The organism is uncultured Aquabacterium sp., from assembly GCF_913773725.1.
GTDB lineage: Bacteria > Pseudomonadota > Gammaproteobacteria > Burkholderiales > Burkholderiaceae_C > Aquabacterium.
Window position 1 is genome coordinate 1 of record NZ_CAJYGK010000150.1, and the last position, 22,407, is coordinate 22,407.

Consider the following 22,407-nt stretch of genomic DNA (forward strand, 5'->3'; position numbering starts at 1 on the left):
CCCTGATCAAGCGACCTATCTCTATATAAACCGAGCCGCCGCCTTCACGCAACACACGCGAAATCAATCTAGGGTTTGCCTCCTCCTCTGTGTTGCACCGTCGCTCGTAGACTACTCCATCCTGCTCGCCAGCATGCACCGGCGATCGGGACATGAGAAAGCCGGGCAACGCCCGGCTTTTTCTTTGGGCCTCTCCGAAGGGGATTCGCTCCAATGCTCGGGCGTTCTCAGGATTTCCGCGGGGGCCTGTGTCAAGCACTGGCTTCGGTGGTACAGTCGCGTTGGTTTTTGTTTACGGCCCTTCCCGTCGCCCTTGCTGGCGGAGCCCAGCGCCCTCACAGGCGCATGGCATTCAGCAAGGCGGGTCGCAATCCGCCAACCGGTCAAGCCGTGTCGCGGAAGGTTTTTTAACCAGCCAATGTCCCAGGAAACCTGGGAGTGAGGTGAGCGAAATGATGCAGCAGTTCAGGTCGAACTCGTACCTGTTCGGGGGCAATGCCCCGTACGTAGAAGAGTTGTACGAGGCCTACCTCGACAACCCGGGCTCGGTGCCCGACAACTGGCGTTCGTACTTCGACGCCCTCCAGAACGTTCCCGCGACCGACGGCTCCGACAGCCGCGATGTGGCCCATGCGCCCGTGGTCGAGTCGTTCGCTCAGCGTGCTAAGGCCAACGCCTTCATGGTCAAGACCAGCTCGGCTGATCTGGCTGTGGCGCGCAAGCAGGTGCACGTTCAGTCGCTGATTGCTGCTTATCGCTTCCTCGGTTCCCGCTGGGCGGATCTCGATCCGCTCAAGCGCACGGAACGCCCCAAGATCCCCGAACTCGAGCCGTCGTTCTACGACTTCACCGAGTCGGACATGGACATCACGTTCTCGGCCACGAACACCTATTTCACCAAGGCCGAGCACATGACCCTGCGCGAGATCGTGCAGGCCCTGCGTGAAACATACTGCGGCAGCATCGGCGCCGAGTACATGCACATCACCGACCCGGCCGAGAAGCGCTGGTGGCAGGAGCGCCTGGAAAGCTCGCGCTCCAAGCCCGTGTTCACGGCCGAGAAGAAGAAGCACATCCTCGATCGCCTGACGGCCGCAGAAGGCCTCGAGCGCTTCCTGCACACCAAGTACGTGGGCCAGAAGCGCTTCTCGCTGGAAGGCGGCGAGAGCTTCATCGCCGCGATGGACGAGGTGATCCAGGGCGCTGGCGCCAAGGGTGTGCAGGAGATCGTGATCGGCATGGCCCACCGCGGCCGCCTCAATGTGCTGGTCAACACGCTGGGCAAGATGCCGCGTGACCTGTTCGCCGAGTTCGAGCACACCGCGCCGGAAGACCTGCCTGCTGGCGACGTCAAGTACCACCAGGGCTTCAGCTCCGATGTGTCGACGGCCGGTGGCCCGGTTCACCTGTCGCTGGCGTTCAACCCGTCGCACCTGGAAATCGTGAACCCGGTGGTGGAAGGTTCGGTGCGCGCGCGCATGGACCGCCGCGGCGACACCCGCGGTGACACCGTGCTGCCCGTGCTGGTGCACGGCGATGCGGCCTTTGCCGGCCAGGGCGTGAACCAGGAAACCCTGGCACTGGCCCAGACGCGTGGTTACACCACCGGCGGCACGGTCCACATCATCATCAACAACCAGATCGGTTTCACCACCTCGGATCCGCGCGACCTGCGTTCCACGCTGTACTGCACGGACATCGTGAAGGGCGTCGAATCGCCGGTGCTGCACGTCAACGGCGACGATCCCGAAGCCGTGGTGTTTGCCACGCAACTGGCGCTCGAGTACCGCATGACCTTCCGCAAGGACGTGGTGCTCGACATCGTGTGCTTCCGCAAGCTGGGCCACAACGAGCAGGACACTCCGAGCCTGACCCAGCCGCTGATGTACAAGAAGATCGCGGCCCACCCCGGTACCCGGAAGCTGTATGCCGACAAGCTGGCCGCTCAGGGCATGGGCGAGACGCTGGGCGACGATCTGGTGAAGGCCTACCGTGCCGCCATGGACGAAGGTCGCCACACGGTGGACCCGGTGCTGACCAACTTCCAGCGCAAGTACGCGGTGGACTGGACGCCGTTCCTGGGCAAGAAGTGGACGGACGGTGGCGACACCGCCATCCCGCTGGCCGAGTGGAAGCGTCTGTCCGAGCGCATCACCACGCTGCCGGAATCGATCACCCCGCACCAGCTGGTCAAGAAGGTCTACGCTGACCGGGCCGCCATGGGTCGGGGCGAGATCAACGTCGACTGGGGCATGGGTGAGCACATGGCGTTCGCCTCGCTGGTGGCTTCGGGCTATCCGGTGCGCCTGTCCGGTGAGGACTGCGGCCGCGGTACCTTCACCCACCGTCACGCCGTGATCCACGATCAGAGCCGCGAGAAGTGGGACGAAGGCACGTACGTGCCCCTGCAGAACGTGGCGGAAAACCAGGCACCGTTCGTCGTCATCGACTCCATCCTGTCGGAAGAGGCCGTGCTGGCCTTCGAATACGGCTACGCCGGTTCGGACCCCAACAGCCTGGTGGTCTGGGAAGCCCAGTTCGGCGACTTCGCCAACGGCGCTCAGGTGGTGATCGACCAGTTCATCGCCTCGGGCGAAGTGAAGTGGGGCCGTGCCAACGGTCTGGTCATGATGCTGCCGCACGGCTACGAAGGCCAGGGCCCCGAGCACAGCTCGGCCCGCCTGGAGCGCTTCATGCAGTTGGCTGCCGAAAACAACATGCAGATCGTGCAGCCGACCACGGCCAGCCAGATCTTCCATGTGCTGCGCCGTCAGATGGTGCGCATGTTCCGCAAGCCGCTGGTGATCTTCACGCCGAAGTCCCTGCTGCGCAACAAGGACGCCACCTCGCCGCTGACAGAGTTCACCAAGGGTGAATTCCGTACGGTGATCGGCGAACTGAACGCCGACATCGACGCCAGCAAGGTCAAGCGCGTCATCGCGTGCTCGGGCAAGGTGTATTACGACCTGGTCAAGAAGCGCGAAGAGAAGAAGGCGAATGACGTGGCCATCATCCGCGTCGAGCAGCTGTACCCCTTCCCGCACAAGGCGTTCGCGGCCGAGATCAAGAAGTATTCCAACGCCACCGAACTGGTGTGGTGTCAGGACGAGCCCCAGAACCAGGGCGCCTGGTTCTTCGTCCAGCACTACATCCACGAGAACATGAGCGAAGGCCAGCGACTGGGCTACGCGGGTCGTCCCGCTTCGGCATCGCCGGCCGTGGGTTATGCCCACCTGCACCAGGATCAGCAGAAGGCTCTGCTGGATCAGGCGTTCGCCAAGCTCAAGGGCTTCGTTCTCACCAAGTAAGGTTCACGTGATCGGCGGCGCCCGCTGTCGTCTGGATCCGGCCCTTTGAAGCGGCCGGGTAGGGCAGACGCGCGCCGATCCCCAGGAGATACACATCATGGCTATTCTTGAAGTCAAGGTTCCCCAACTGTCCGAATCGGTCGCCGAGGCGACGCTGTTGCAATGGAAGAAGAAGCCCGGCGAAACCGTCGCGGCCGATGAAATCCTGATCGAGATCGAGACCGACAAGGTCGTGCTGGAAGTGCCGGCACCCGCCGCGGGCGTCATGGCCCAGATCGTGAAGAACGACGGCGAGACCGTGGGTTCCGATGAAGTGATTGCCCGCATCGACACCGAAGGCACGGCCGCCGTCAGCCCGCTGCCGGTGAAGGCCGTCGAAACCACGCCGGCCGCCGCCGCGCCGGCTCCGGCCGCTGCCGCTGCCACCGGTGGCAGCAAGGGTGACGTGGCCATGCCGGCTGCCGCCAAGCTGCTGGCCGACAACGGCCTGAGCACCGCTCAGGTGGCTGGCACCGGCAAGGACGGCCGCGTGACCAAGGGCGACGTGCTGGCCGCCGTGGCCGGCGGTGCCAAGCCGGCCGCGGCCCCTGCTGCAGCACCGGCTGCCGCCATCCCGACGGGTGTGCCGACCAAGGCCCTCCCGGCTGTCCAGGCCCCGACCGGCCCGCAGAACCTGGGCGATCGCCCCGAGCAGCGTGTGCCGATGAGCCGCCTGCGTGCCCGTGTGGCCGAGCGTCTGCTGCAGTCGCAGGCCACCAACGCCATCCTGACCACGTTCAACGAAGTGAACATGGCGCCGGTGATGGAGATGCGCAAGAAGTTCCAGGAGAAGTTCGAGAAGGAACATGGCGTCAAGCTGGGCTTCATGAGCTTCTTTGTGAAGGCTGCCGTGCATGCGCTCAAGAAGTACCCGGTGCTGAACGCCTCGGTCGATGGCAATGACATCGTCTACCACGGCTACTTCGACATCGGCGTGGCCGTGGGCTCGCCCCGTGGCCTGGTGGTGCCGGTGCTGCGCAACGTCGACCAGATGACCTTTGCCGAGATCGAAAAGAAGATCGCCGAGTTCGGTGTGAAGGCCCGTGACGGCAAGCTGGGCATCGAAGAGATGACCGGTGGCACGTTCTCGATCTCCAACGGTGGCGTGTTCGGTTCGATGCTGTCGACCCCGATCATCAACCCGCCCCAGTCGGCCATCCTCGGCGTGCACGCCACCAAGGATCGCCCGGTGGTGGAGAACGGCCAGATCGTGATCCGTCCGATCAACTACCTGGCGATGTCGTACGACCACCGCATCATCGACGGCCGCGAAGCCGTGCTGGGCCTGGTCGCGATGAAGGAAGCGCTGGAAGACCCGGCTCGCCTGCTGTTCGACATCTGATCGCCACGACGACCAGACATCCGTTTTTTGCGGCCGGGCGGGCCTCACGAGGGCTCGCCTGGCGTCTGCAAACCTGAAGAACGCCCGGAACTGCGACCGGGCAACCCCAGGAGACTCTCATGTCCCAACAATTCGACGTCATCGTGATCGGTGGCGGCCCCGGCGGCTACATCGCTGCCATCCGTGCTGCGCAACTGGGTTTCAAGGTTGCTGCGATCGACGAGTGGAAAAACAGCAAGGGCGGCCCCGCACCGGGCGGTACCTGCACCAACGTCGGCTGCATCCCATCGAAGGCGCTGCTGCAATCGTCGGAGCACTTCGAGCACGCATCGCTGCACTTCGCCGACCACGGCATCTCGGTCAAGGGACTCGAGATGGACGTCGCGAAGATGATTGCCCGCAAGGACAACGTCGTCAAACAGAACAACGACGGCATCCTGTACCTGTTCAAGAAGAACAAGGTCACGTTCTTCCACGGCCGTGGCTCGTTCGTGAAGGCCGCCGATGGCCAGTACGAGATCGCGGTGGCGGGTGACAAGCCCGAAACGCTGCAAGGCAAGCACATCATCGTGGCCACCGGCTCGAACGCCCGTGCGCTGCCGGGTGCGGCCTTCGACGAGAAGCTGATCCTGTCGAACGACGGCGCGCTGCAGATCAACGACGTGCCGAAGAAGCTCGGCGTGATCGGCGCTGGCGTGATCGGCCTGGAAATGGGCTCGGTCTGGCGTCGTCTGGGTGCCGAGGTCACCATCCTGGAAGGCCTGCCGACTTTCCTGGGCGCCGCCGACGAGGCCGTCGCCAAGGAAGCGCACAAGCTGTTCACGAAGCAGGGCCTGAAGATCGAGATGGGCGTCAAGATCGGCGACATCAAGACGGCCAAGAAGGGCGTGACCGTGGCGTACACCAACGCCAAGGGCGAAGCGCAAGAGCTGGCTGTGGACAAGCTGATCGTTTCGATCGGCCGCGTGCCCAACACCATCGGTCTGAACACCGAGCCGGTGGGCCTGCAACTCGACGAACGCGGTGCCATCGTGGTGGACGCCGACTGCAAGACCAACCTGCCCAACGTGTGGGCGGTGGGTGACGTGGTCCGCGGCCCCATGCTGGCGCACAAGGCTGAAGAAGAAGGTGTGGCCGTGGCCGAGCGCATTGCCGGTCAGCACGGTCACGTCGACTTCGACACGATTCCCTGGGTGATTTACACCAGCCCGGAGATTGCCTGGGTCGGCAAGACCGAACAGGCACTGAAAGCGGAGGGCCGTGCCTACAAGGCCGGTTCCTTCCCCTTCCTGGCCAACGGGCGCGCACGTGCCCTGGGTGACACCAATGGTTTCGTGAAGTTCCTGGCCGATGCGACGACCGACGAGATCCTCGGCGTGCACATCATCGGCCCGTACGCTTCCGAGCTGATCTCGGAAGCCGTGGTCGCCATGAACTTCAAGGCCAGCGCCGAAGACATCGCGCGCATCTGCCACGCTCACCCGAGCCTGAGCGAAGCCACCAAGGAAGCCGCCCTGGCGGTGGACAAGCGTACGCTGAACTTCTGATTCGGTGACGCATCAGGCCGTCAAGGGCGCGTCCAGCGCCTGTGGCGGGCCTGTCCGGCTCATGAAGCAAGGGGTGGTCTTGGCCACCCCTTTTTCTTGGGCGCCCCTCAGCGCGTTCGGCGGTTCTCGTTTACGCTGCGCGCTTTCGTCGAAGAACCTGCTGTCGTCTGCGCCATGCCCGCACCCGCCATCTCCGTCACCGAGCTCTATCAGCAAAGTCTGGCCGAACGCGGCTACAAGGCCGACGAGGCCCAGCTCAAGGGCATTGCCGCCCTGCAGCGCTGCCAGGACGAGTGGGCCAATTACAAGGCCAAGCGCGGCAATGCGCTGACCAAGATGCTGCGCTACCCGGATCTGCCCAAGGGCGTCTACATGTACGGCGGAGTGGGGCGGGGCAAGAGCTTCATCATGGACTGCTTCTTCAACGCGGTCCCGCTGGAGCGCAAGACGCGTCTGCACTTCCACGAGTTCATGCGCGAGGTGCACCGCCAGTTGCATGAGCTCAAGGGCGTGCAGGACCCGCTGGACGTGCTGGCCAAGCGCATGTCGCGCAAGCACCGCCTGATCTGCTTCGACGAGTTTCATGTGGCCGACGTGACGGACGCGATGATCCTGCACCGACTGCTGGACGCGATGTTCCGAAACCGCATGAGCATCGTCACGACCTCGAACTTCCATCCGGACGGGCTGTATCCGAACGGCCTGCACCGCGACCGCATTCTTCCGGCCATCGAGTTGCTGAAGCAGCAGCTGGAGGTGATCAACGTGGACAGCGGCACGGACTACCGACGCCGCACGCTGGAGCTGGCGCGGCTGTACCTGACGCCACTGAGCGACCAGACCGACACCGAGATGGCGCAGATCTTCTCGCAGCTGGCCGAGACGGCCGACGACAGTCCGGAGCTGCACATCGAGCACCGGGTGCTGAAGGCGCGTCGCCGCGCCGGTGGCGTGGTGTGGTTCGACTTCCAGACGCTGTGTGGCGGGCCGCGCTCACAGAACGATTACCTGGAGCTGGCTTCGCAGTTTCATACACTGATGCTGAGCAACGTGCCGCAGATGCCGGTGCGCATGGCGTCGGAGGCGCGGCGCTTCACCTGGCTGGTCGACGTGCTGTACGACCGCAAGTGCAAGTTGGTGATCTCGTCCGAGGTGCCGCCGGAGCAGCTCTACACCGAGGGGCCGATGTCGCACGAGTTCCCGCGCACGGTCTCGCGCTTGAACGAGATGCAGTCGAAGGAGTACCTGAGCGAGGAGCGCCGGGTGGTCGACACCTCGATCACCTGATTCAGGGGCGTGCCTCTACCCGGACGAGGGCCAGCGACAGGTTGTCGCCGCCGCCCCGGGCGCGATGTCGGGCCTTGCTGACCAGCATCTCGGCTGCCTCGCGAGGGGGCAGGGTGTGGACGATGGCCCCCAGCTCCTTGGGGGTGAAGTAGTGCCACAGGCCATCGGAGCACGCCAGCAGGCTGTCTCCCACAGCCAGGTCGCGGATGCGATGGACACTGACCGGGGGATCCTGCTGGGTGCCCAGGCAACCCGTCAGCAGGTTGGACTGCGGATGGACGTTGGCCTCTTCCTCGGTGATCTGGCCTTCGTTGACGAGCCGCTGCACGAAGGAGTGGTCCATCGTGCGGAACTGCATGTCCGGACCGCGGAAGTGGTAGATCCGGGAGTCGCCCGCATGCAGCACATCGGCCGACAAATCCGGGTTGACGATGAAGGCCGCGAGGGTGCTGTGCGGCTCTTCTTCGAAGGCGATGGCCGTGAGCTTGATCATGAGGTGGGCCTCATGCAGCAGCTGGGAGAGGATGGTCGCCCCTTCGTCTTGCGCCGGCACATAGCGGTCGAAGACCTGGCGCGCCGTGAGCACCACCTGATCGGCCGCCTTGCGACCGCCACTCTTGCCCCCCATGCCATCTGCCACCACGGCCATCACGCAGCCGGCTGCACGGGGGTGGGGCAGCATGCCGACCTGGTCTTGTTGGTAGGGCCGGTCTCCGCGGTGGATGCCTGTGGCCGCCACCAGGCGGAAACTGGTTGGTGCAGCAATCATGGGGAAAACTATAATCTGTAAAAGACCGTGTTCGAGGTCGGGCGATGCCTCGAATCATCCCTTGTTCACGCGCCCACACAGCGCGCCGCCGTGGCATCCCTGATGCAAGAAAACCTGCATTCTCCTCATCGCCAGTTGATCGAGCTGCGCATCGAACACGCCGACCTCGACAACATGATCGACCGTCTGGCTGAGCAGTCGCCCGTGGATGAGCTGTCCCTGCGTCGACTGAAGAAGCGCCGCCTGCTGCTGCGCGACCAGATCACCCGGCTGGAAACACTGCTCGATCCGAAAGAGCCCGCCTGACGGCGGGCAGGCTCAGGATTCGAGCGCAGCCAGCAGCTCGGTTTCGACCTTCAGCTGGGCCTTGTCCTGGCGCAGCACGTCGCCGGTCACCAGGAAGGTGTCCTCCACGCGCTCGCCAAGCGTGCTGACCTTGGCCAGTTGCACGTTGATGTGGTGGCGGGCCAGCGTGCGCGCGATGACGTACAGCAGGCCGGAGCGGTCACTGGCGGACACGGTCAGCAACCATCGTTGCGCGCGCTCGTCGGGACGAAGGCTGACGCGGGGCTGCACGGGGAAGGACTTCACGCGGCGCGACAGCCGGGCGCGTGACGGCTCATGCAGATCGGCACTGGACGCCACCGATTCGGCCAGCTGGGTTTCCACCAGCGCGATCAGATCGCGGTAATGCACGCCCTCGAACTGAACGGCACCGCCCGTGAGGATCTGGAAGGTGTCGATTGCGTAACCGGTCTTCGAGGTGTGGATGCGCGCGTCCTGGATGCTGAACCCGGCGCGATCGAAGTAGCCGCAGATGCGAGCGAACAGGTCGGGCCGGTCGGGCGAGTAGACGAGCACCTGCAAGCCTTCGCCGACGGGCGACAGGCGGGCGGCCACCACAGGCTTCTGGGTCTCGACGTGGCGCCACAGCATGCGGGTGTGCCAGGCGATGTCGGCGGCATCGTGGCGCGCGAAGTAGCTGGTGTCGAGCGTGCTCCACAGCTTCTGCTCGATGCCGTTGGGCATGAAGTACAGGGCCAGCGTGTGGCGCGCCTGCTGCTTGCGCGCTTCGATCTCGGCATCCAGATGCGGGCGGGCGCCGCCCAGCGCACGCAAGGTGAGCTTGAAGAGGTCTTCCAGCAGCTTGCCCTTCCAGGCGTTCCACACCTTGGGGCTGGTGCCCCGGATGTCGGCCACGGTCAGCAGGTACAGACCGGTCAGGAAGCGTTCGTTGCCGACGCGGCGGGCAAAGGCCTGGATCACGTCGGGATCGGACAGGTCTTCCTTCTGGGCCACGCGCGACATGGTGAGGTGCTCGGCCACGAGGAACTCGACCAGTTGTGCGTCCTCGCCGGTGATGCCGTGGTCCTTGCAGAAACGGCGCACTTCCACCGCACCGAGCTCGGAGTGGTCGCCGCCGCGGCCCTTGGCCACGTCGTGGAAGAGGGCCGCGACGTACAGCAGGTACGGCTTGTCCCACTCGGCCGCCAGTTGTGTGCAGAACGGGTACTCGTGGGCGTGCTCCGGGATGAAGAAGCGGCGCATGTTGCGCACGACCATGAGGATGTGCTGGTCCACGGTGTAGACGTGGAAGAGGTCGTGCTGCATCTGCCCCACGATGCGACGGAAGACCCAGAGGTAGCGGCCGAGCACCGAAGTCTGGTTCAGCAGGCGCAGCAGGTGGGTCTGACCATGGTCGGCCTTCAGGATCTGCATGAAGGCGGCATGGTTGGCCGGATCACGCCGGAAGGACGCGTCCATCACGTTGCGGGCGTTGTACAGCGCGCGCAGGGTGCGGGCCGAGAGGCCTTTGAGCGTCTTGTCCTGCTGCAGGGCGAGGAAGGTCGCGAAGATGGCGTGGCGGTCCTGCTCGTAGAGGTCGTCCCGGGCCACCTCAAGAAAGCCGCCGCGGTCGAAGAAGCGTTCGTCGATCGGGCGCATGGGCGCATCTTGCTGGCCCCGCACGCGCTCCTCGATGTTGAGGATGAGGATCTGGTTGAGCTGGGTGACGGCCTTGGCCGCCCAGTAGTAACGGCGCATCAGCGCTTCGCTGGCGCGCAGGGCCTTGGTGCTTTCGTAGCCGAAGCTGGTGGCCACGGCCGTCTGCAGGTCGAACACGAGGCGGTCTTCACGGCGGCCGGCCAGCTGGTGCAAACGGGTGCGGATGAGCTTGAGCAGGCCTTCGTTGCGTTGCAGCTGCCGGGCCTCGAAGGGCGTCAGCAGGCCGTTGCGGGCGAGTTCGGCCCAGTTGCGGCCCAGCCGGGCCGCGCGCGCCAGCCACAGCACCACCTGCAGGTCGCGCAGGCCCCCGGGGCTTTCCTTGCAGTTCGGCTCCAGTGCATACGGGGTGTCTTCGTACTTGGTGTGGCGCTGGCGCATTTCCAGCAGCTTGGCCGTCAGGAAGGCGGGCACATCCATGTGCTCATGGGTGCTGGCCTCCAGTTCGTCGAAACGGGTGCGTGTGCCGCAGATGAAGCGGGACTCGAGCAGGGCCGTCTGCACCGTCACGTCGCGCTGGGCCTCTTCGGCACACTCGGCCACGGTGCGCACGCTGGAGCCGATCTCCAGACCAATGTCCCAGCACGCGCTGATGAAGGCCTCGATGCGGGGGGCGCTGAGGTCTTCGCCGGTGACCGAGGGCACGACAGGCAGCAGCACCAGGACGTCGATGTCCGAGTAGGGGAAGAGCTCACCGCGGCCATAGCCGCCCACGGCCACCAGGGCGGCGCCGCGGGGCATGTCGGATGCCTCCCAAAGGCGCGTCAGGGTGCGGTCGACCAGCCGGGCCAGTTGGGTCAGCAGCTGGCATGCGGACGACGCGGTGGCCCGCGTGTCCTGGAACTGGGTCAGCAGATCGGTCTTGGCGGCGCGGAAGTCGCTGCGCAGGGCGGCAATGTCCAGGGTCATGGCGGGAGAGGGTACGGCAACCTGGCCCTGGCGGGCCCCGAAAAAAACAGGCAGTGCCCCGGGTTGTTGTGCCGGGGCTGGGCGCCGCGTCAGGCGCTGGCGGTCTGGGTGGCCTGGATGAACTCCGGAACGGGCGGGCTGCCGGCCGACAGGGTCAGCACCTCGTATCCGGTTTCGGTCACCAGCACGGTGTGCTCCCACTGGGCAGAGAGCGAGCGGTCCTTGGTCACGATGGTCCAGCCGTCGCCCAGCGACTTGATGTCCTTCTTGCCCGCGTTGATCATGGGCTCGATGGTGAAGATCATGCCGGGCTTGAGTTCTTCCAGCGTGCCGGGGCGACCGTAGTGCAGCACCTGCGGCTCTTCGTGGAACTTGCGGCCGATGCCGTGGCCACAGAACTCGCGCACCACCGAGAAGCCGTTGTTCTCGGCAAAGGTCTGGATGGTGTGGCCGATGTCGCCCAGGCGTGCGCCGGGCTTGACCTTGGCGATGCCCTTCCACATGGCGTCGTAGGTGAAGGCGCACAGGCGCTTGGCCGCGATCGAGCCGTTGCCGCAGATGAACATGCGGCTGGTGTCGCCGTGCCAGCCATCCTTGATGACGGTGATGTCGATGTTGACGATGTCGCCGTCCTTCAGGGGGCGGTCGTTCGGGATGCCGTGACAGACCTGGTGGTTGATCGACGTGCAGATCGACTTGGGGTAGGGCTTGTGGCCGCCCGGCGCGTAGTTCAGCGGCGCGGGGATGGTGCCCTGCACGTTGACCATGTAGTCGTGGGCGAGGCGATCCAGCTCTTCGGTGGTGACGCCGGGCTTCACGAACGGCGTGAGGTAGTCCAGCACCTCGGAGGCGAGGCGGCCGGCAACGCGCATGGCGTCGATCTCGGCGCCGGTCTTGATGGTGATGCTCATGGGCAGGGATTATCCGCAATTGGCGTGGGGTATGTCGCTGTCATGGGAAACACAAACAGAGGGGGTGGCGGGCTTTCCCGGACAGGGGCCGGTAAAATTCTCGTTTTTCCGCACGACCGCCCTCCGCCGTGACCGAACGCACCCCCGCACCGATGTCGACCCTGATGCACTTCGAGGGCGGCAACGCCCTGGCTCCCCACCAGATCCACGCGCTGCTGCCGAAGCTGCAGGCCATCAACCCGAAGATCACGGCCGTGCATGCGCGGCACGTGCACTGGGTGGCCGCCGACCAGGCCCTGGCCGCCGGTGAGGTCGACAAGCTGGCCGCGCTGCTGAACTACGGCGACGCCTATGAGGGGCCGCTGGACGGCGAGCTGATCGTGGTGGCGCCGCGCCTGGGCACGCTGTCGCCCTGGGCGTCGAAGGCGACCGACATTGCGCACAACTGCGGCCTGGCGATTCGCCGCGTGGAGCGCGTGACCGAGTACCGCCTGACGTTGAAGGCCGGTCTGCTGGGTTCGCTGACGGGCGGCGCCAAGGGCCTGACCGCCGACGAACTGGCCGCCTGCGCCGCGCTGCTGCACGACCGCATGACGGAAAGCGTGCTGCTGGCCCGCGACGAGGCCCGCCACCTGTTCGACGAGAAGCCCGGTCAGCCCATGGCCCATGTGGACGTGCTGGCCCGTGGTCGCGCGGCGCTGGAAGAAGCCAACGTGAGCTTCGGCCTGGCCCTGTCGGATGACGAGATCGACTACCTGGTGAACGCCTTCACCGGCCTGAAGCGCAACCCGACGGACGTGGAGCTGATGATGTTCGCCCAGGCGAACTCGGAGCACTGCCGTCACAAGATCTTCAACGCGAAGTTCACCATCGACGGCCAGGAGCAGGACCTGTCGATGTTCGGCATGATCCGCCACACCGAGAAGGTCAGCCCGCAGCACACCGTGGTGGCCTACTCGGACAACGCCTCGATCATGGAAGGCCACGCCATCGAGCGCTGGATGCCCGAGGGCTACACCAACGCGCCGCAGTACAAGGCCCGCGACGAGCTGGCCCACGTGCTGATGAAGGTGGAAACGCACAACCACCCGACGGCGATTTCGCCGTTCCCGGGCGCCTCGACCGGCGCTGGCGGTGAGATCCGCGACGAAGGCGCCACGGGCCGCGGCTCGCGTCCGAAGTCGGGCCTCACGGGCTTCTCGGTGTCGAACCTGCACCTGCCGGGCACGAACGAGCCGTGGGAGCAGAACCCCGTCGGCAAGCCCGAGCACATCGCCAGCCCGCTGCAGATCATGACCGAAGGCCCGTTGGGCGGCGCCGCGTTCAACAACGAGTTCGGCCGTTCGAACCTGGGCGGTTACTTCCGCGTGTTCGAGCAGACGGTGGGTGAGGGCGCCGAGGCCATCCGCCGCGGCTACCACAAGCCCATCATGATTGCCGGCGGCATCGGCACCATCAGCGCCGAGCAGACCAAGAAGGTCGTGTTCGGTGCGGGCACGCTGCTGATCCAGCTGGGTGGCCCGGGCATGCGCATCGGCATGGCCGGTGCGGCGGCCTCGTCGATGGCTGCCGGCACGAACGCGGCTGACCTCGATTTCGATTCGGTGCAGCGCGGCAACCCGGAAATCGAACGCCGCGCACAGGAAGTCATCAACCACTGCTGGGGCTTGGGCGCGAACAACCCGATTCTGGCGATCCACGACGTGGGGGCGGGCGGCATCTCGAACGCCTTCCCCGAGCTGGTGGACGGCGCCGGCAAGGGCGCGCGCTTCGACCTGAGCAAGGTGCCGCTGGAAGAAACCGGGCTGGCCCCGAAGGAAATCTGGTGCAACGAGAGCCAGGAGCGCTACGTCCTGGCCATCGCCCCGGAAAGCCTGCCCATCTTCACGGCGATGTGCGAGCGCGAGCGCTGCCCGTTCGGCGTGATCGGCACTGCGACCGAAGCGCTGGAACTGATCCTCGAAGACACAACGCAACCGCAGGCCGACAAGGCCGTGGACATGCCGATGGAGGTGCTGCTGGGCAAGCCGCCCAAGATGCATCGCGTCGTTGAGCGCGTGCAATGGGACGGCGGCCAGCTGGACCTGACCGGCGTGCAGCTGGAGCAGGTCGCGATGGACGTGTTGCGCCATCCGACCGTGGCCAGCAAGCGCTTTTTGATCACCATCGGCGACCGCACCGTGGGTGGCCTGAACCACCGCGACCAGATGGTCGGCCCGTGGCAGGTGCCCGTGGCCGACGTGGCCGTGACCCTGGCCGACTTCAAGGGCTTTGCCGGCGAAGCCATGGCCATGGGCGAGCGCACCCCGCTGGCCTCGGTCAACGCGCCCGCATCGGGCCGCATGGCCGTGGGGGAGGCGATCACCAACCTGCTGGCGGCACCGATCGAGCTGCCGCGCGTGAAGCTGTCAGCCAACTGGATGGCGGCCTGCGGTGAAAAGGGCGAAGACGCCGCGCTGTACGACACCGTGAAGGCCGTGGGCCTGGAGCTGTGTCCCGCGTTGGGCATTTCCATCCCGGTGGGCAAGGACTCGCTGTCGATGCGCACCAAGTGGAGCGACAACGGGGCCACCAAGCAGGTGACGGCGCCTGTGTCGCTGATCGTGACCGCGTTCGCGTCGATCGCAGATGTGCGCGGCACGCTGACGCCGCAGTTGGTGACGCAGGAAAACGGCCAGCCGCTGGACACCACCCTGATCCTGGTGGATCTGGGCGAAGGCAAGAAGCGCATGGGCGGCTCGATGCTGGCCCAGGTGCTGAACCAGTTCGGCAACGAGGTGCCGGACGTCGACAACCCCGAGCTGCTCAAGGCCACGGTGAATGCGGTGAACGCCCTGCGCGCCGATGGCAAGCTGCTGGCCTACCACGACCGGGGTGACGGCGGCCTGTGGGCGACCGTGTGCGAGATGGCCTTTGCCGGCCACACGGGCGTGAGCATCAACGTCGACATGCTGGTGACGGAAAGCGCCGGCATCGACGACAGCCGCGCCGACTTCGGTGACTCGAAGAACTGGGCCGGCCAGGTGGGCGAGCGCCGCAACGAGCTGACGCTCAAGGCGCTGTTCAACGAAGAACTCGGCGTGGTGCTGCAGGTGCGCACCGCCGAGCGTGACGCCGTGCTGCAGGTGCTGCGTGCCCACGGACTGAGCAAGCACACCCATGTGATCGGCAAGCCCAACCTGAAGGGCCAGGCCGCGCAGGAAGTGCAAGTGTGGCGCGACGCCAAGGCGGTGCTGACGGCCCCGCTGGAGCAGCTGCACAAGACCTGGGACGAGGTGAGCTGGCGCATTGCCCAGCTGCGCGACAACCCGGCCTGTGCCGACAGCGAACACGCCGCCGTGGGGACGCCGGCCGATCCGGGCATGAGCCTGCACCTGACCTTCGACCCGCTGGACGACGTGGCCGCGCCTTTCATCCACAAGGCGCGCCCGAAGGTCGCCATCCTGCGCGAGCAGGGCGTGAACTCGCACGTGGAAATGGCCTACGCCATGCACCTGGGCGGCTTCGACACCTTCGACGTGCACATGAGCGACCTGCAGGCCGGCCGCGCCCGTCTGGACCAGTTCCAGGGCTTTGTGGCGTGCGGTGGCTTCAGCTACGGCGACACGCTGGGCGCCGGTGAAGGCTGGGCCCGCTCCATCATGTTCAACCCGCAGCTGGCCGAGCAGTTTGCGGCCTTCTTCGGTCGCACCGACACCTTCGCGCTGGGCGTGTGCAATGGCTGCCAGATGCTGGCGGCGCTCAGCCCCATCATCCCCGGTGCGCAGGACTGGCCGAAGTTCACCCACAACCAGAGCACGCGCTTCGAAGCGCGCCTGAGCCTGGTCGAGGTGCTGGAGAGCCCGTCGCTGTTCTTCCAGGGCATGGCCGGCAGCCGCATGCCGATCGCCGTGTCGCACGGGGAAGGCTTTGCCAACTTCGCCCAGCGTGGCGACCAGGCCAAGGTGCACCGCGCGCTGCGCTACGTGGACAACGCCGGTGCGCCGACCGAGGTGTACCCGTTCAACCCGAACGGCTCGCCCGAAGGCCTGACCGCGGTGACGACGGCCGATGGCCGCTTCACGGCCATGATGCCGCACCCGGAGCGCGTGTTCCGCAACATCCAGATGAGCTGGACGAGCGGCGACAAGAGTGCTCCGAGCCCGTGGCTGCGCATGTTCCGCAACGCCCGCAAGTGGGTGGGCTGATCTCAGCCTGACGCAGTGCCGGGCCGGGCCGAGGAGCCCACCCCGGCGCTGTGCCGAGGGGCCGCATACCACGCGTCCCAGGCACAAAACAGGCTCCATCCGAGCTGTGCGGTCCAAGCCTGCACCAGAATGCGTGGGGCGATGTCCGCCGAGCCGTGCCACCACACCCAGCTGGCGCGCACGGTGATGACGCTGGCCCAGCCAGCAGCCACAAGGAACATGGCGAGGCCCAGGCCGGCTCGACGTTGCAGCCACTGCGCGCTGCCGGGCACGGCAAACGACGCCAGAGCGGCCAGAACGGCAGGAACGGGCGTGCCCATGGTGGTGCGTGCAGGAACGGTGCGCCGCGGTGCGGCTGCACGCACGCGCAGCAGCGCCACCACACGCCGCGCAGTGATGGCCGAACGCACGGTGCCCTCGAGAACCGCGCCATCGCGCAGCCTCAGTCGCAGCCAGCCGTCATCCGCAGGTTGACGCAGCATGCGCGACCAGAAAGGCAGGCTCGCAACGGCGGGCAGGCTGGCGCGAACGATGTCCGCCCTGGCAACGCGGTGCTCCAGAACGCGACGGCCCAGGGTCACCTTGAAGCACAACAGGCGCCGATCCGTGAGGACCATCCACCGCTGGCCGCCCAGCGGCTGCAGGATGAAGGTCTCGCGTACTTGTTCTCCGGGCTCCAGGATCGACGCCAGGGTTTCGTCGCTTTGCAGCCAGCGCACGGCCAATGCGTTCAGCAGGCCTTCGGCCCAAGAGGCCTCCGCCAGTCGCTTCATCTGGCGCTGCGCCGCGTACAGAAGAACCACCAGCCCGGCCAGCATGCCGATGGCCACGGCCCACAGGGTCAGGCGCGCCATGTCGGGGCTGCTCGGGACATTGGCTTGCCAGTGATGCAGCACCGCCCGCCAGACCACGAACCATGCCGGCAGGATGAGCCAGGGCCAGCTGGCGCGCAGCGCCGCCTTCCCGAGCGCCGGGCCCGCCAGCACCGGCGTCCCCAGGGTGGCCAGTCGCACGTGCATGCTGCGCACGTGCGCCGATTGAGCCAGTCGCTTCTGCCAGGCCAATGCGGCCAGTGCCAATGCGAGGCCGAGCACGCCAACGCGCAGGCCCCAGAGATGAAGCCGGTCGTAGCCCCGACGCTGCGTGAGCAGCGCCGCGAGTTCCGCCCGGGTGTCGGTGTTGCCGAAGTCGCTCAGCTCGGTGCGGTCGAGGCCGAATCGCCGCACACGCCAGGTTGCGCCGTCGACCACCAGCAAGGCGTCGCGGCGCCAGGCCAGGTCCTGAGGCTCTGCGTCGTCGGGCAAGGGCAGGGCCTGCTCGCTGCCATCCGGCCAGACATGGACGACGCGCCCGATCTGCATGCCGTTGCGCATCCGGGCGACGCTGGCCAGTGGCCGGACGGCGCCCTCGGACTGCGGAACCGGCGCCGCCCAGCTGAGGTACCGTGCTGCCGACTCGTTCTGCGTCAACGGGATACGCTGACGCTCCTGCAAGGTCTGCGGGTCGAGCTCGACCAGCGCGAATCGGTTGGTGTCCGTGGTCCACAACGCGGACGGCGTCCACCACAGGCCGTTGGTGAACCGGTACAGCCCGGGTGGGGTGACGCCGCGGAATCGCCCGTCGGCCTCGAACACCAGCACACGGTGGCCGCCTGCCGTGGCCACGGCAATCGATCCGAGCGGGCTGACCGCCAGGGTCATCGGGTGATCCAGCAGCCCCTTGAGGTGATCGGGCCATTGCAGGACGGTGCGTTCGCTGAGACGCCGGGTGCCCGTGTCCAGCCAGTGCACCACCGGGCTGCCGTTCTGGCTGACGAGCAGCCGTTGACCCGGCGCCGGCGTGATGGCGGCCGGGCGATCCGGCAGACCGAGCGAGGTGATGGGAACGCGCGCCAGCACGGCACCGTCGGTATCGAGTTGCCAGAACGCCTGGTTGACGCCCAGCCAGACTTGGCCATCCGGCATGGCAGCCAGGGCCTGAGGGCCTTGCAGGCGCCCAGCTTGTTGCTGGGCCCAAAGGCTGACGGCAATGGCCGCCAGCGATGCCAGCACGGCAATCCATGCCAACTGGCGAAGCATGCGCTCGGCCATCTCTCCCTCCCGAATCGTGTTCTTGTGTCGGCTCACTATACCGACAGCACGAAGGGGGAGCGGATGCAGAACCGGACACCTGGCAGCCGATCACCCCGGCTACGCAGGTCGGACAGGGGGCTCAGGCCGCTTGCGGAATCAGGCGAGCGGTGTAGCCCTGGCCTGATGTGATCACCGCCAGCAGGCGATCGATGTTGGGGTGCTTGCCCGGGTTGGCACGCGAGTCGGCCGTGTGCTCGGCATAGATCTCGAGGCCTTCCTCGGCCGCGGCCACATTGATGCTGCCGTGCTTGGCGGCCAGTGCGGCATACACCGCGAGCGAGCCGGCCTGGCCAGGCTTGTTTTCGATGCGGGCGGCCACCTGGCCGGCTGCGTCGATCAGTTCCAGGGCCGCGAGGTGGGCGACCGGGGGCAGTTGCTTGAGGTTGTCGGCAAAGGCCATGGTGAGCAAGCTCCGGGGGCGGAGCACAGGGGTCAACGAGGGGCCGTATTGTGCCGCAGCGCCTGTTGCACGGTGCGCACGGCCTGAGCGAGCAGCGGGGCCATCGGCGCGGCGTTGCTCGGGTGGGCGATGCAGTCGGTGCTCCACACGTGACGGATGCCGGCCTGCTGCATGAAGCTCAGCGCATCGTCGGCAAACAGGGCGTGGGTCACGGCGGCGTCCACGGACCGCGCGCCAGCCGCCAGCAGCAGGCGCGCCGCTTCGGCCAGGGTGCGGCCCGAGCTGGCCACGTCGTCGATCAGCACAACGGCCTGACCGCGCACGTCGAGTTCAGGCAGCGTGATCCGCACATCGCGGTCGCCGTGGCGGGTCTTGGTGCAGACGCCGTGGCGCCAGCCCCGACCGGCCGCTGCGCTGTCGATCCACTGGGCCGATTCGGCATCCGGGCCGATGAGGACCGGCGAGGCATGATGGGCCGCCACGAGCTCCGCCAGCATGGGTGCGCCCGACAGGGCGAGAGCGTGCCGGACGGGCACGGCCTCGTCCAGCGTGGCCACGCGGTGCAGATGGGGATCGACCGTGATCACCGCGTCGAACAAGTCGGCCAGGAACCGCCCCACGATCCGCTGGCTGACGACCTCGCCGGGCCGGAAGGCAATGTCCTGCCGCATGTAGGCGAGATACGGTGCAACCAGCGTCAGGTGGACGGCGCCGAGCTGTCGGGCCTGCCGGGCGAGCAGCAACAGCTCGATCAGCTTCTCGTTGGGCCGGTCCAGGCTGCGGTAGACGATGAGGTGGACGGGCAGGGTGCCTGCCTCGTCGACCGGCAGGCGCAACCGCCATTCGCCATCAGGGAAGCGGTGGCGCTCGACCTCGGCAGCTGTCACGCCGAGCTCGGTGGCCAGGCGCTGGGCGGGGCCCGCTTCGTCGGCAAAGTGGAGCAGCAGGTCTGGCATGGTTCAGAACTCCACGTGCAGGGCGGTGAACTCGGCTGCGCTTCCCAGCGTGAAGCCGTTGGTGCGCTCGCACGCCTGCCGGGCAAAGCCGAGGTCGGTCGGGAAGGCCGCGTGCACGCGGTACAGCGTGTCGCCCGCCTTCACGGTGTCGCCCAGCTTGTGCAGCAGGTCGACGCCGGCGCCTTGCACCTTGGGCGCGCCCGCAAGCCGGGCAATGCGAGCGAGGTGCAGGTTGTCGATGCCCGTGACCATCCCATCCTGGGGGGCCGTGACCTCGAAGGTGAGCGGGGCGAGCTCGGGGTGCTCCGGATCGAAAACGCGCGCGCCCTGGGCTTCGATGATGGCCTGCATGCGCTCGAGCGCCCGGCCTGATTCCAGAATGTCCCGCGCGATGGCATAGCCTTCACCGCCGCGCACATCGGGGTCGAACTCCAGCATCCGGCCGGCCAGCCGCAGCGACTTCTGACGCAGGTCGTTCGGCGCACGCGGGTCATTGCGCAGCACGCGCATCACGTCGCGCGCCTCCAGCACCGGGCCAATGCCGTGGCCGATGGGTTGGCGGCCGTCGGTGATGACGACGTCGATGGTCAGCCCCATGCGGCGCGAAACGAACTCGAACAGCTTGCGCAGACGCTGAGCCTCGGGCACGGTGCGGACCTTGGCCGTCGGCCCCACGGGGATGTCGAGCAGCAGGTGGGTGGAGCCCGCCGCCACCTTCTTCGACAGGATGGAGGCCACCATTTGCCCCGGCGAGTCGATCGACAGCGGCCGCTCGACCGAGATGAGCACGTCGTCCGCCGGCGACAGGTCGCTCGTGCCACCCCACGCCAGGCAGCCGCGGTGGGTGTGCACGATCTCCTGCAGCCGCTCGAACGGCGGCTCGACGTTGGCCAGCACCTCCATGGTGTCGGCCGTGCCCGCGGGCGAGGTGATCGCGCGCGACGAGGTCTTGGGGCACAGCATGCCGTGTGCTGCCACGATGGGCACCACCAACATCGACGTGCGGTTGCCCGGGATGCCACCGATGCAGTGCTTGTCGACCACCGGATGCGCCTTCCAGTCCAGCCGCCGGCCGACGCCGGCCATGGCTGCGGTCAGGTCGTAGACCTCTTCGCGGTCGAGTTCGCCCTGATTGGTGGCCACGACGAATGCCGTGAGTTCGATCTTCGAGTAGCGGTGGTCGACGATGTCGCGCACGATGGCCTGGTAGTCGGCGTGCGTCAGGCGCTCGCCCGCGATCTTGCGGTGCAGCGCCGAGATGGAGGAGGGGGGTTCGGCCTGGCTGATGGTGGCCGGGTGTTCGGACGGCACGCCGATTTGAGCGAAGGCGTCTTCCGACAGGCCCAGTTCGTCGGGCCCCACGATGCAGGCGTCATCGACCACGTTGAGCGTGGCCAGAATGCGCCGTCCGTTCGCGCGCACTTCCACCTTGGACAGCGCCTGGAAGCCTTCTGCGCGGTAGATGGCGCATTCGCGGTGGAGGTAGGCGACGTTCTCGCGGTAGGTGTCGATGGCGACGCGTTTCAGTCGCAGCGGTGTGGGCGTCTCGGATGCAGGTGCGGGCGCAGCGGATTCAGGCAGAAGGGGCACGGTGACAAGAGCAATGTCGGAGAGGAACAGGGCAACATCTTCGCTCGATTCCTGCAGACGTCGTGTCGGGGCACCTCCGCTTGTCAGCCAGCGCTTGATGTGGCGCAAGCGTCCACGGCGGTCGGTTGCGGGCGTGTGGCGAGGCCCGCCATGTGCGGTCCCCATTCCACGATGGCGAGGCTGCCATCCGGGTGCTCCACCAGTGCCGTCAGGCTCTCGACCCAGTCACCATCGTTGCAATAGAGAACCCCCCCGATGTCTCGGATCTCGGCATGGTGGATGTGGCCGCACACCACGCCGTCGACCTCTCGGCGTCGCGCCTCCCGCGCCAGCGCCTGCTCGAAGTCGGCGACGTAGCTGACTGCGCGTTTTACCTTGAGCTTCAGGTACTTCGACAGTGACCAGTAGGGCAGCCCCAGGCGTGCACGCAGCGAATTCAGGTGACGATTGAGCTTCAGCGTGAATTCGTACAGCGTGTCGCCGACCAGGGCGAGCCAGCGGGCGCACTGAATGACGCCGTCATACAGATCACCATGCGTCACCCACAGGCGACGGCCATCGGCCAGCGCGTGGATGCACTCGTCCCGGACTTCGATGCCGCCGAACGCCTGATCCAGAAAGTGCCTCGCGAACTCGTCGTGGTTGCCCGGCACGAACACGACGCGGGTGCCTTTGCGTGCGTGGCGCAGCAGCTTCTGAACCACGTCGTTGTGGGCCTGTGGCCAGTACCAGTGGCGTCGCAGTTGCCAGCCGTCGATGATGTCCCCCACCAGGTAGAGCGTCTCGCATTCCAGGTGACGAAGGAAGTCGAGCAAGGCATCCGCCTGGCAGCCCGGCGTGCCCAGGTGCACGTCCGAGATCCATGCCGTGCGCACCTTCAGCGCGGCACGGGCGGGGGCGCCTGCTTCACCGGAAGAGACGGGTGGCTCGGGGGCCCCGCTGTGCCCGCTTCGATTGAAGCCGGCTTGCCAGGCGCGCATCAGAGGGGTCGTGATCCAGGGCCGCATGGAGCGGATGGTGGTCGTGACC

At 66.6% G+C, this 22,407-nt stretch carries 14 protein-coding genes; 6 read left to right on the forward strand and 8 right to left on the reverse strand.

What is annotated here, in order from left to right; genetic code table 11:
- Positions 1–452: 452 nt before the first annotated feature.
- From QZ709_RS17780 to zapE, 4 genes are all read left to right on the forward strand, one after another.
- Positions 453–3,308, forward strand: a complete 2,856-nt coding sequence (locus QZ709_RS17780; RefSeq protein ID WP_294638798.1) for a 2-oxoglutarate dehydrogenase E1 component — start codon at positions 453–455, stop codon at positions 3,306–3,308.
- Between the two features lie 97 nt (positions 3,309–3,405).
- A complete protein-coding gene (gene odhB / locus QZ709_RS17785) occupies positions 3,406–4,689 on the forward strand; it encodes a 2-oxoglutarate dehydrogenase complex dihydrolipoyllysine-residue succinyltransferase (protein WP_294638799.1) in 1,284 nt (427 codons plus the stop codon).
- A 119-nt stretch (positions 4,690–4,808) separates the two neighbouring features.
- Complete coding sequence (gene lpdA / locus QZ709_RS17790) at positions 4,809–6,236, forward strand: dihydrolipoyl dehydrogenase (RefSeq protein ID WP_294638800.1); 1,428 nt, start codon at positions 4,809–4,811, stop codon at positions 6,234–6,236.
- A 174-nt stretch (positions 6,237–6,410) separates the two neighbouring features.
- Complete coding sequence (zapE, locus tag QZ709_RS17795; protein WP_294638801.1) at positions 6,411–7,523, forward strand: cell division protein ZapE; 1,113 nt, start codon at positions 6,411–6,413, stop codon at positions 7,521–7,523.
- A gap of 1 nt (position 7,524) precedes the next feature.
- Here zapE and QZ709_RS17800 read toward each other — a convergent pair whose 3' ends face one another.
- A complete protein-coding gene (locus QZ709_RS17800; RefSeq protein ID WP_294638802.1) occupies positions 7,525–8,292 on the reverse strand; it encodes a protein phosphatase 2C domain-containing protein in 768 nt (255 codons plus the stop codon).
- Positions 8,293–8,394: 102 nt separating this feature from the next.
- On the opposite strand from QZ709_RS17800, the gene QZ709_RS17805 reads away from it, so the two are divergent.
- Positions 8,395–8,598, forward strand: a complete 204-nt coding sequence (locus tag QZ709_RS17805) for a DUF465 domain-containing protein (RefSeq protein ID WP_294638803.1) — start codon at positions 8,395–8,397, stop codon at positions 8,596–8,598.
- A gap of 12 nt (positions 8,599–8,610) precedes the next feature.
- Here QZ709_RS17805 and QZ709_RS17810 read toward each other — a convergent pair whose 3' ends face one another.
- Both QZ709_RS17810 and map read right to left on the reverse strand, forming a co-directional pair.
- A complete protein-coding gene (locus QZ709_RS17810; protein WP_294638804.1) occupies positions 8,611–11,202 on the reverse strand; it encodes a [protein-PII] uridylyltransferase in 2,592 nt (863 codons plus the stop codon).
- Between the two features lie 89 nt (positions 11,203–11,291).
- Entirely contained in the window at positions 11,292–12,113 is an 822-nt protein-coding gene (gene map, locus QZ709_RS17815; RefSeq protein ID WP_294638805.1) for a type I methionyl aminopeptidase, read from the reverse strand.
- 152 nt (positions 12,114–12,265) lie between these two features.
- On the opposite strand from map, the gene purL reads away from it, so the two are divergent.
- Positions 12,266–16,300 carry a phosphoribosylformylglycinamidine synthase gene (purL, locus tag QZ709_RS17820; RefSeq protein ID WP_294638826.1) on the forward strand — a complete coding sequence of 1,345 codons (4,035 nt, stop codon included), beginning with the start codon at positions 12,266–12,268 and terminating at the stop codon, positions 16,298–16,300.
- A gap of 2 nt (positions 16,301–16,302) precedes the next feature.
- On the opposite strand, the gene QZ709_RS17825 is transcribed toward purL, so the two are convergent.
- The 5 genes from QZ709_RS17825 to QZ709_RS17845 form a co-directional block, all read right to left on the reverse strand.
- A complete protein-coding gene (locus QZ709_RS17825; protein WP_294638807.1) occupies positions 16,303–18,390 on the reverse strand; it encodes a hypothetical protein in 2,088 nt (695 codons plus the stop codon).
- Positions 18,391–18,511: 121 nt separating this feature from the next.
- Positions 18,512–18,832 carry a DUF2322 family protein gene (locus QZ709_RS17830; RefSeq protein WP_294638808.1) on the reverse strand — a complete coding sequence of 107 codons (321 nt, stop codon included), beginning with the start codon at positions 18,830–18,832 and terminating at the stop codon, positions 18,512–18,514.
- 32 nt (positions 18,833–18,864) lie between these two features.
- Positions 18,865–19,788, reverse strand: coding sequence for a ribose-phosphate diphosphokinase (locus QZ709_RS17835; RefSeq protein ID WP_294638809.1), 924 nt, complete (start codon positions 19,786–19,788; stop codon positions 18,865–18,867).
- Between the two features lie 3 nt (positions 19,789–19,791).
- Positions 19,792–21,321 carry a thymidine phosphorylase family protein gene (locus QZ709_RS17840; protein WP_294638827.1) on the reverse strand — a complete coding sequence of 510 codons (1,530 nt, stop codon included), beginning with the start codon at positions 21,319–21,321 and terminating at the stop codon, positions 19,792–19,794.
- Between the two features lie 140 nt (positions 21,322–21,461).
- Entirely contained in the window at positions 21,462–22,385 is a 924-nt protein-coding gene (locus QZ709_RS17845) for a UDP-2,3-diacylglucosamine diphosphatase (RefSeq protein ID WP_294638810.1), read from the reverse strand.
- Between the last annotated feature and the right edge of the window lie 22 nt (positions 22,386–22,407).

What these genes read in the sequence shown, in the direction of transcription:
- QZ709_RS17835 (WP_294638809.1), bottom strand. Translation starts at nt 19,788, where the DNA reads ATGCCAGACCTGCTGCTCCACTTTGCCGACGAAGCGGGCCCCGCCCAG.
- purL (WP_294638826.1), top strand. Translation starts at nt 12,266, where the DNA reads ATGTCGACCCTGATGCACTTCGAGGGCGGCAACGCCCTGGCTCCCCAC.
- QZ709_RS17780 (WP_294638798.1), top strand. Translation starts at nt 453, where the DNA reads ATGATGCAGCAGTTCAGGTCGAACTCGTACCTGTTCGGGGGCAATGCC.
- odhB (WP_294638799.1), top strand. Translation starts at nt 3,406, where the DNA reads ATGGCTATTCTTGAAGTCAAGGTTCCCCAACTGTCCGAATCGGTCGCC.
- QZ709_RS17805 (WP_294638803.1), top strand. Translation starts at nt 8,395, where the DNA reads ATGCAAGAAAACCTGCATTCTCCTCATCGCCAGTTGATCGAGCTGCGC.
- QZ709_RS17810 (WP_294638804.1), bottom strand. Translation starts at nt 11,202, where the DNA reads ATGACCCTGGACATTGCCGCCCTGCGCAGCGACTTCCGCGCCGCCAAG.
- map (WP_294638805.1), bottom strand. Translation starts at nt 12,113, where the DNA reads ATGAGCATCACCATCAAGACCGGCGCCGAGATCGACGCCATGCGCGTT.
- QZ709_RS17800 (WP_294638802.1), bottom strand. Translation starts at nt 8,292, where the DNA reads ATGATTGCTGCACCAACCAGTTTCCGCCTGGTGGCGGCCACAGGCATC.
- QZ709_RS17830 (WP_294638808.1), bottom strand. Translation starts at nt 18,832, where the DNA reads ATGGCCTTTGCCGACAACCTCAAGCAACTGCCCCCGGTCGCCCACCTC.
- QZ709_RS17845 (WP_294638810.1), bottom strand. Translation starts at nt 22,385, where the DNA reads ATGCGGCCCTGGATCACGACCCCTCTGATGCGCGCCTGGCAAGCCGGC.
- QZ709_RS17825 (WP_294638807.1), bottom strand. Translation starts at nt 18,390, where the DNA reads ATGGCCGAGCGCATGCTTCGCCAGTTGGCATGGATTGCCGTGCTGGCA.
- lpdA (WP_294638800.1), top strand. Translation starts at nt 4,809, where the DNA reads ATGTCCCAACAATTCGACGTCATCGTGATCGGTGGCGGCCCCGGCGGC.
- zapE (WP_294638801.1), top strand. Translation starts at nt 6,411, where the DNA reads ATGCCCGCACCCGCCATCTCCGTCACCGAGCTCTATCAGCAAAGTCTG.